The sequence below is a fragment of the Roseomonas sp. GC11 genome, from assembly GCF_024437745.1.
Classification (GTDB): domain Bacteria; phylum Pseudomonadota; class Alphaproteobacteria; order Acetobacterales; family Acetobacteraceae; genus Pseudoroseomonas.
Genome location: NZ_JANFNY010000132.1, coordinates 1 through 8,239 on the forward strand (window position 1 = coordinate 1; position 8,239 = coordinate 8,239).

Annotated in this window: 10 protein-coding genes; 6 read left to right on the forward strand and 4 right to left on the reverse strand. The window is 70.6% G+C overall.

Annotated elements, in window-relative coordinates:
- Positions 1–195 precede the first annotated feature (195 nt).
- Both NON00_RS23245 and NON00_RS23250 read right to left on the reverse strand, forming a co-directional pair.
- Positions 196–1,179, reverse strand: a complete 984-nt coding sequence (locus NON00_RS23245) for a tripartite tricarboxylate transporter substrate binding protein (protein ID WP_256025170.1) — start codon at positions 1,177–1,179, stop codon at positions 196–198.
- Positions 1,180–1,298: 119 nt separating this feature from the next.
- The gene (locus NON00_RS23250) at positions 1,299–2,195 is read right to left on the reverse strand and encodes a LysR substrate-binding domain-containing protein (RefSeq protein ID WP_256025171.1); all 897 of its coding nucleotides are present in this window, start codon (positions 2,193–2,195) and stop codon (positions 1,299–1,301) included.
- A 117-nt stretch (positions 2,196–2,312) separates the two neighbouring features.
- Between NON00_RS23250 and NON00_RS23255 the strand changes: the two genes are divergently transcribed.
- Positions 2,313–2,543 (forward strand): DUF1127 domain-containing protein, encoded by a 231-nt coding sequence (locus tag NON00_RS23255; RefSeq protein ID WP_256025172.1) that lies wholly within the window; start codon positions 2,313–2,315, stop codon positions 2,541–2,543.
- A gap of 126 nt (positions 2,544–2,669) precedes the next feature.
- On the opposite strand, the gene NON00_RS23260 is transcribed toward NON00_RS23255, so the two are convergent.
- Positions 2,670–2,999: a hypothetical protein gene (locus NON00_RS23260; RefSeq protein WP_256025173.1), complete on the reverse strand. Its 330-nt coding sequence runs from the start codon at positions 2,997–2,999 to the stop codon at positions 2,670–2,672.
- A 283-nt stretch (positions 3,000–3,282) separates the two neighbouring features.
- Between NON00_RS23260 and serA the strand changes: the two genes are divergently transcribed.
- The 5 genes from serA to NON00_RS23285 all read left to right on the forward strand — a co-directional run bounded on the left by serA (position 3,283) and on the right by NON00_RS23285 (position 7,000).
- Entirely contained in the window at positions 3,283–4,569 is a 1,287-nt protein-coding gene (gene serA / locus NON00_RS23265; RefSeq protein WP_256025174.1) for a phosphoglycerate dehydrogenase, read from the forward strand.
- A gap of 217 nt (positions 4,570–4,786) precedes the next feature.
- The gene (gene kdsA, locus NON00_RS23270; protein WP_256025175.1) at positions 4,787–5,650 is read left to right on the forward strand and encodes a 3-deoxy-8-phosphooctulonate synthase; all 864 of its coding nucleotides are present in this window, start codon (positions 4,787–4,789) and stop codon (positions 5,648–5,650) included.
- Entirely contained in the window at positions 5,647–6,393 is a 747-nt protein-coding gene (locus tag NON00_RS23275) for a 3-deoxy-manno-octulosonate cytidylyltransferase (protein WP_256025176.1), read from the forward strand. Before kdsA ends, NON00_RS23275 begins: the two co-directional genes overlap by 4 nt.
- A gap of 140 nt (positions 6,394–6,533) precedes the next feature.
- A complete protein-coding gene (locus NON00_RS23280) occupies positions 6,534–6,716 on the forward strand; it encodes a CsbD family protein (protein WP_256025177.1) in 183 nt (60 codons plus the stop codon).
- A gap of 11 nt (positions 6,717–6,727) precedes the next feature.
- Positions 6,728–7,000, forward strand: coding sequence for a CsbD family protein (locus NON00_RS23285; RefSeq protein ID WP_256025178.1), 273 nt, complete (start codon positions 6,728–6,730; stop codon positions 6,998–7,000).
- Between the two features lie 120 nt (positions 7,001–7,120).
- Here the strand turns inward: NON00_RS23285 and NON00_RS23290 are convergent, their stop codons facing one another.
- A complete protein-coding gene (locus tag NON00_RS23290; protein WP_256025180.1) occupies positions 7,121–8,020 on the reverse strand; it encodes a PPK2 family polyphosphate kinase in 900 nt (299 codons plus the stop codon).
- Positions 8,021–8,239 lie beyond the last annotated feature (219 nt).

Here is an 8,239-nt window from a genome sequence, read left to right on the forward strand (position 1 = left end):
AAGCCCAACCACCAGCCAATCACCATCCGTTCGCCGTTCAGCAGCGCCAACCGGCGGCGTGGAGGGGCTTATATGGGCACCACGGTAAACCGTCAAACCCCTTTTTCGCCTTTCCGCATCCGGCACGATCGCCCACCCGGCCAACCCGCCACCCGCCAGGGGCTCCGGCACGGCGCCAGAGCCCCCTCCCCCGCCTCAGCTGTCGGCGCGGATATCGTTGTCGCGGATCACCCGGCCCCACTTGGTGATCTCCGCCTGCAGGAAGCGCGCGCAGGCCTCCGGCGTGCTCGCCGTCACATCCGCCCCCTGCTCCTCGATCTTCTGCCGCACCACCGGGTCCGCCAGCGCCTTCACCAGCGCCGCGTGCATCCGGTCCAGGATCGGCTGCGGCGTCCCCGCCCGGCCCAGCATCGCCCACCAGGTCGGCGCCTCGAAATTGCCCACCCCCTGCTGCGCGAAGCTGCGCACCCCGGGCACGTGCCGGCTCTCCTCCCGCGTCGTCACCCCGAGCGGCCGCAGCGTGCCGGATTTGATGTGCTGGCTGATGATCACCACATTCGACATGAACAGCGGCACATGCCCCGCCACAGCGTCCTGCACCGCCGGGCCGCCCCCGCGATACGGCACATGCACCAGCTTGAAGCCACCCTCCTGCTGCAGCAGCGTCGTCGCCACATGGGCGAGGCCACCCACGCCGCTGGTCGCGAAATTCAGCGTGTCCGGGGCCTTCTTCGCCGCCTCCACCACATCGCGATAGCTGCGGTAGGGCGTGCTCTGGTGCGCCACCAGCGCCAGCGGCCCCGTCGCCACCAGGCAGACCGGCGTGAAGGCCTCCATGGTGCGGAAAGGCAGCCGCATCACGCTCTCATTGGTGGCCTGGGTGTCATAGGCCAGCATCCAGGTATAGCCATCCGGCTCCGCCCGCGCCGCCTCCCCCGCGCCGATCGCGCCCGAGGCCCCGCCCCGGTTCTCGATCACCACCGGCTTGCCCAGGATCTCCTGCAGCTTCGGCTGGAAAATGCGCGCCACCGTGTCCGTGCTGCCACCCGGAGGCCAGGGCACGATCAGGCGCAGCGGCCGCTCCGGCCAGGCACCCTGCGCCCGCGACAGCCCCGGCAGGGCCAGCGCACCACCCACGGCCGTACCCGCGGCCAACAGCCCGCGGCGACGAATGATCATCGGTTCCATCCTCCCTTGGCCTTCCCGCTCTTGGTCCCGGTCCGGGCGCGGTGAAGGCAGGCAGGGAGCGCCTTTCCTGTCCCTACCTTAATGGAAAGGTAAGCATTCCCGCGCCGCTTTCAGCAAGCACGGTTTGGCAGCCCACCGGGCTCATGCCGGAAACTGTCGATGATGTGCCGCCCCAGCGCCACCGCCGCCGGCGTCTCCGCCCGCTGCGCCAGCGCGATCTCGAACTCCGGCAGGGGCGGCAGGCCATCCGCCTCCCCCAGCACCCGCAGCCCGGGCGGCAAGGGCGCCGCCAGCCCCACCGTGATCGCCAGCCCCGCCAGCACCACCGCATGCGTGCCCATCTGCGCGCTGGAACTGTAAGTGACGCGCCAGGGCAGACCCGCCATGTCCAGCGCCTCCGTCGCCGCCCGGCGCCAGGTACAGGTATTGCTCGCCAGGGAAAGGCGCAGCGGCGTCTGCCGGTGCACCGCATGCGCGCTCGGCCCCACCCAGTGCAGCGGGCCACGCCACAGCGGCACCCCCACATCGCCCGCCCGCAGCTCATTGCCGGCGGAATAGATGCTGAGGTCCAGCTCATCCCGCTCCAGCCGCTCCAGCAGCTCGGTGGAAGGGGCGCAGACCACCTCCAGCTCCGCCGCCGGGTGGCTCTCCGCGAAACGCGCCAGGATGTCGGGCAGCCACAGCAGCACATAGTCATCCGGCGAGCCAAGCCGCACCCGCCCCGTCACCTCCGGCATGCGGAAATTGGCCACGATCTCATCATGCATCGCCAGCCAGGGCCGCGCCCGGTCCAGCAGCCACGCCCCCTGCGCCGTCAGCGAGAAACCGCGCGGCCCGCGCACCAGCAGCGGGTGCCCCAGCACCTCCTCCAGCCGCCGCATCTGCATCGAGACGGCCGATTGCGTCCGCCCCACGCGCTGCGCGGCACGGGTCACGCTCGACCCCTCGGCGATCAGCACGAAGGAGCGCAGCAGGTCAGGGTCAAGGCCAGGGGGGAGGCTCAGCATGGCGCTATATCAACACCATTGATGAGCGACGTCAAAACAATTCGTTTTTCTGATTGGGTCGCGCCGGGCATCCTGCACCCGTCCACAAAACCCCGGCTCAGGAAAGGCCCACCGGACATGTCCGCCCAGATCGGCTCCGCCTCCCCGCTCCCCGCTGCCCTGCGTAAGGCGCGCAGCCAGCGCCCGGCCGGCTGGATGGCGACCCTGCGCCATCTGCTGCGGCTGATGGAAACCCGCCAGCATCTTGCCGAACTCGACGACCGCCTGCTGCGCGATATCGGCATGTCCAGGCCCGACGCACAGCATGAGGCGCGCCGCCCGGTATGGGACTACATCCCGCGCGGGTAAGGGCAACGGCCGGATGAAAAGGGAAAAGGGTTCTTTTTTGAAAAAAGAACCAAAAAACTTTTTCAGATGGCGCCCTGAATGGCGGGGGCTTTGAGGGGGCCTTGCCCCCTCCCCCGCCCGGAAAGCTCAGGCGGCCATGCGCAGGGCGGGGCGCGCTTCCAGCAGCGCCGCGGCCCAGCGCGAGCCCTCGGCCAGCAGCGCATCGATCTGCGCCGGCATCAGCGTCTCGACATGCTCGCGCGCCGTCGTCACGCCACGCTGCCAGCCCGCCAGCGCCGCGGGCAGCGGCACGGCGGCCCCCGCCACCTCGACCGCGCGGTGCACGGTGCACAGCACCCGCGCCGCCGCCTCAAGCCGCAGCCGCTCCGCCAGGTCGCCCCGCGCCAGCTCCGCCAGCGCGTCCATCGTCAGCCGCCGGCGGGCAGCCGGCGGCAAGTCCATCTTCTCGATAGCCATGTGGGAATCTCCAATGCAGCCCCCGCTTCTGGCGCCCGCTTCTGGCGCAGGGCGTGGCGGGGTGTGTTCCTGCGACATGGCCATGACAGCGCTCAACGGCAACCGGAATCAACCACATACGCCCCCGCCCGCCGCATGGCCCCATGCGCGGGGCGCGAGGGTGGCGGCACGCCGGCTGCCTGCGCCTGTGTGGGGGGAGCAAACGGTATAAGCGCCGGCTATGCCCGGCCTCCGCGCAAACGCGCCCCACGCCTGACGGTTTCGCACTTCACGAAAGCGCGCCATGCGGGCATTCAACCGCCCCATGTCGAAGCAGAACGCCATGTCGAACCAACGCATCTCCCTCCCCAAGGACCGCATCCGCATCCTGCTGCTGGAAGGCGTGGCGGATTCGGCCGTCTCGCTGCTCAACGCGGCCGGCTACACCAACCTCCAGCGCGAGACGAAGGCGCTGGAGGGCGAGGCGCTGAAGCAGGCCCTCCAGGGTGTCCACCTGCTCGGCATCCGCTCCCGCACGCAGCTCACCCGCGAGGTGCTGGAAGCGGCGGACCGGCTGATCGCCGTGGGCTGCTTCTGCATCGGCACCAATCAGGTCGATCTCGCCACCGCCAAGCAGCTCGGCATCCCCGTCTTCAACGCGCCCTTCTCCAACACCCGCTCCGTGGCCGAGCTGGTGATGGGCGAGATCGTCATGCTGCTCCGCCGCATCCCGGACCGCTCCAAGGCGGCGCATGAGGGCGGCTGGGACAAGTCCGCCACCCACTCGCGCGAGGTGCGCGGCAAGACGCTCGGCATCGTCGGCTATGGCAATATCGGCAGCCAGCTCTCGGTCCTGGCCGAGGCCTTCGGCATGCGGGTGATCTATTTCGACACCATCCCCAAGCTGCCGCACGGCAACGCCGTGGCCGCCGCCAGCCTGCACGACCTGCTGGGCGCCGCCGATGTCGTCAGCCTGCACGTGCCGGAAACGGCGGAGACCGCCGGCATGATCGGCGCCGCCGAGATCGCCGCCATGCGCCCCGGCGCCATCCTCATCAACAATGCCCGCGGCCGGGTGGTGGATCTCGACGCCCTGGCCGATGCGCTGCGCGCCGGCCACCTGCTCGGCGCCGCCGCCGATGTCTTCCCGGATGAGCCGAAGCGCAATGGCGAGCGCTTCGTCACCCCGCTCCAGGGCCTGCCCAACGTGATCCTGACGCCGCATATCGGTGGCAGCACCGAGGAGGCCCAGGACCGCATCGGCGAGGAGACCGCCCGCAAGCTGGCCGACTATTCCGACACCGGCGCCACCCTCGGCGCGGTGAACTTCCCGGAAGTCACCCTCCCCGCCCGCCCCAACGGCACGCGCTACCTGCATGTCCACCGCAACGTGCCTGGCGTGCTGGCGGCGATGAACGAGGTGTTCAGCCGCTTCAGCCTCAACATCGGCGCCCAGTATCTCCAGACGGACCCGGAAATCGGCTACGTCGTGGTGGACGCCGAGAATGTGCAGGACCCGGAAGGCGTCCTCGCCGCGCTCCGCGAAATCCCGGGCACGCTGCGCGCCCGCCTGCTCTATGAGCGCTTCTGAAGAATTTTCTTTCAGTTTGGCGTCCCGCTTCAGGCCCGAGGCGGGACGCCAACTGAAAAAAGTTTTTTGGTTCTTTTTTTCAAAAAAGAACCCTTCCTCCCGACATCTCGCAGCCGTGTTCATGCTGTGCTTCGGCCTTCCGGCCGGGGCCTCTACCAAAGCGGCATGAACTGTTAGAAACATGCGGCCTGTCCGTATCTGAGAGAGGGCCCCCCCGGTGACTCAGCCCAACCCGATCGTCGAAGTCGGCCCTGTCCGGTTCGGCAATGACCTGCCGGTCGCCGTGATCGCCGGCCCCTGCCAGCTGGAGAGCCGCCAGCACGCGCTGGAAATGGCCTCGGCGCTGAAGGAGATCGCCGCGCGGGTGGGCTTCGGCCTGATCTACAAGACCAGCTTCGACAAGGCCAACCGCACCAGCGCCAAGGCGCAGCGCGGCCTCGGCATGGAAAAGTCGCTGCCGATCTTCGCCGAGATCCGTGAGAGCCTGGGCCTGCCGGTGCTGACCGACGTGCACGACGCCCACCAATGCGCCCCGGTGGCCGAGGCGGTGGACATCCTGCAGATCCCCGCCTTCCTCTGCCGCCAGACGGACCTGCTGCTGGCCGCCGCCGCCACCGGCCGCGCCATCAACGTCAAGAAGGGGCAGTTCCTCGCCCCCTGGGACATGGCCAATGTGGTGGACAAGCTGGCGGGCGCCGGCAACCCCAACGTGCTGCTGACCGACCGCGGCACCAGCTTCGGCTACAACACCCTGGTCTCCGACTTCCGCGGCCTGCCGATCATGGCGCGCACCGGCGCGCCGGTGATCTTTGACGCCACCCACTCCGTGCAGCAGCCGGGCGGCCTTGGCGGCTCCTCCGGCGGGCAGCGCGAATTCGTCCCCGTCCTGGCGCGCGCCGCCGTGGCGGTGGGCGTCGCCGGCCTCTTCATCGAGACGCATGAGGACCCGGACAAGGCCCCCTCCGACGGCCCCAACATGGTGCCGCTGCGCCAGTTCGAGGCGCTGCTCGCCGACCTCGTGGCGCTGGACCGGCTGAGCAAGGCCCAGGCGAAGGCCGGGATGGAGGCCGCGCAGGCATGAAGCCCGTCCTCCTCATCCCCTCGCGCCTCGCCGCCTCGCGCCTGCCCAACAAGCCGCTGGCCGACATCCATGGCGAGCCGATGATCGTCGCCGTCTGGCGCCGCGCCATGGAGGCGGACATCGCCCCCGTCTGGGTGGCGACCGACACGCCTTCCATCGCCGATGCCGTGCGCGCCGTCGGCGGCCAGGCGGTGCTGACCGCGCCGGACCACCCCTCCGGCTCCGACCGGGTGTTCGAGGCGGTGAACCGCATCGACCCCGACCACCACTATGACGCCATCCTGAACGTGCAGGGCGACCTGCCGACGGTGACACCGGAGACCATCCGCGCCGCCGCCGTGCCGCTGGCGGATGCGGAGGTGGCGATCGGCACCGCCGTCGCCCGCATCCACCTGCCGGAGGAGCGGCAGGCGAGCAGCGTGGTGAAGCTGGTGGGCACGCCGCTCGGCGAGGGGCGCTTCCGCGCGCTCTACTTCACCCGGGCGGAGGCGCCCTGGGGCGAGGGGCCGCTCTACCACCATATCGGCCTCTATGCCTGGCGCCGCGCGGCGCTGGAGCGCTTCGTCACCCTGCCGCCCTCGCCGCTGGAGCAGCGCGAGAAGCTGGAACAGCTGCGCGCCCTGGAAGCCGGCATGCGCATCGACGCGATGGAGGTGGCGGAGGTGCCGCTCGGCGTCGATACCCCGGCCGACCTGGAGCGCGCCCGGGCCATGCTGATCGGCCGCGTGCCGCACCGGGTCTGAGCCGGGCGCAACCCGCAGACGCAACCCGCGGACGCAACCCGCAGACGCAACTCCGGCCGGGCTCCGCCGTTCTTCCTGCATGGCCGCAAGGCCCCGGCGCCGCATCGGGCGGCGCCGGGTCAGCAGCGAAGGAACAGCCCATGGACAAGGATCGCATCGAAGGCGCCGCCAAGCAGGCCAAGGGCGCGGTGAAGGATGCCGCCGGCGGCCTCGCCGGCAAGCCGGACCTCCAGGCGGAGGGCAAGGCGGACAAGGCGGAAGGCCGTGTCCAATCCGCCCTCGGCAAGGCCAAGGATGCGGCGCGCGACGTCACCGACCGCTGAGGAGGCGGGTGATGAACACGGACCGCCTGGAAGGCGCCGCCCGCACCCTGGCCGGGCAGGCGCAGGAAGGCTTCGGCAGTCTCGCCGGGGATGAGGGCCAGCGCGCCGAGGGCATGGCCCGCCAGGCCGCCGGCCGCGTGCAGGAAGCCTATGGCGAGGCGCGCGACTACGCCCAGCAGGCCGGGGAACGCGTGATCCACGTGGTGGAGCAGCAGCCGCTGGCCGCGCTGCTCAGTGTCGGCGTGCTGGGCTTCGTCATCGGGCTCATCACCGCGCGGCGGTGAGGGAGCGCCTCCCCAGATCTCCCCTTGGGGACCGTGCCTTCCGTTGGCGCCAACGGATGGCGGGGCCCCCGGAGGAAATATGGGGGGACCCTGTCCCCCCATATTTCCTCCGGCGGGGTTTCAGGGGCGGAGCCCCTGATCCTCTCCCTTGAGGGCGTCTTCCGCCGCGCGCAGCCGGGCCTGCCCCTCGTCATCGAGGCGCGGGTAATGCGGGTTGATGGCTTCCAGCGCCTCCACCACCGCCTCCACCACCAGCAGGCGGGTCAGCCATTTGCGGTCCGCCGGGATGACGTACCACGGCGCGTGGGGCGCGGCGGTGGCGCGGATCGCCTCCTCATAGGCGCCCTGATAGGCATCCCAGTGGCGGCGTTCGGCGATGTCGGAGGGGTCGAGCTTCCAGTTCTTCGCCGGTTCCTCGATGCGGTCGAGCAGGCGCCTGCGCTGCTCCTCCCGGCTGACATGCAGGAAGAACTTCACCACCACGATGCCCTGCCGGGTCAGGTAGCGCTCGAAGGCGGCGATATCCTCCAGCCGGTGCTTCCACATCTGCGGCCCCATCACCTCCGGGGGCAGGCGCTGGCGCTCCAGCACGGCGGGGTGGACGCGGGCGATCAGCACCTCCTCATACCAGGAGCGGTTGTGGATGCCGATCTGCCCGCGCCCCGGCAGGCGGGCGATGTGGCGGCGCAGGAAATCCTGGTCCAGCTCCTCCGGCCCCGGCGCCTTGAAGGCATGGACCGCGCAGCCCTGCGGGTTCACCCCGGAAAAGACATGCTTGATGGCGCCATCCTTCCCCGCCGCGTCCATGGCCTGGAAGATGACGAACAGCGCGTGCCGGTCCTGCGCTGAGAGGCGGTCCTGCAACCGCGCCAGATGCTCCACCCCCTCGCGCAGCCAGGCATCGGCATGGGCCTTGTCCAGGCCGGAATCGCCGCGGGTAGAGTAGTCGGCCAGGTGGAAGCCCTTGCCCTGGGTGACGCGGCAGGCCGCGGCCTGGGCTCGGGCGATCTCACGCGACATGGCGGGGCCTCCGCTGGGGTGTCAGGGCCAGAGTATCAGGGCCAGAGTATCAGGGCCGGAGTATCAGGGTGGGGGCCTCACGCTCATGGCGCGGGGGCCGGGGCCGGAGGTGGTGCCTCCCCTGGCGCGGCGGACGGGGGCGCGGCGGGCGGCGGCGCGGCGGACGGCGGCGCCGGGCGGTTTTCCGCCGGGGGCGGCGGCGCGGGCACGGGCATGGGC

Coding starts and splice junctions, on each gene's coding strand:
- NON00_RS23245 (WP_256025170.1), bottom strand. CDS start 1,179: ATGATCATTCGTCGCCGCGGGCTGTTGGCCGCGGGTACGGCCGTGGGT.
- NON00_RS23250 (WP_256025171.1), bottom strand. CDS start 2,195: ATGCTGAGCCTCCCCCCTGGCCTTGACCCTGACCTGCTGCGCTCCTTC.
- NON00_RS23255 (WP_256025172.1), top strand. CDS start 2,313: ATGTCCGCCCAGATCGGCTCCGCCTCCCCGCTCCCCGCTGCCCTGCGT.
- NON00_RS23260 (WP_256025173.1), bottom strand. CDS start 2,999: ATGGCTATCGAGAAGATGGACTTGCCGCCGGCTGCCCGCCGGCGGCTG.
- serA (WP_256025174.1), top strand. CDS start 3,283: ATGCGGGCATTCAACCGCCCCATGTCGAAGCAGAACGCCATGTCGAAC.
- NON00_RS23275 (WP_256025176.1), top strand. CDS start 5,647: ATGAAGCCCGTCCTCCTCATCCCCTCGCGCCTCGCCGCCTCGCGCCTG.
- NON00_RS23280 (WP_256025177.1), top strand. CDS start 6,534: ATGGACAAGGATCGCATCGAAGGCGCCGCCAAGCAGGCCAAGGGCGCG.
- NON00_RS23285 (WP_256025178.1), top strand. CDS start 6,728: ATGAACACGGACCGCCTGGAAGGCGCCGCCCGCACCCTGGCCGGGCAG.
- NON00_RS23290 (WP_256025180.1), bottom strand. CDS start 8,020: ATGTCGCGTGAGATCGCCCGAGCCCAGGCCGCGGCCTGCCGCGTCACC.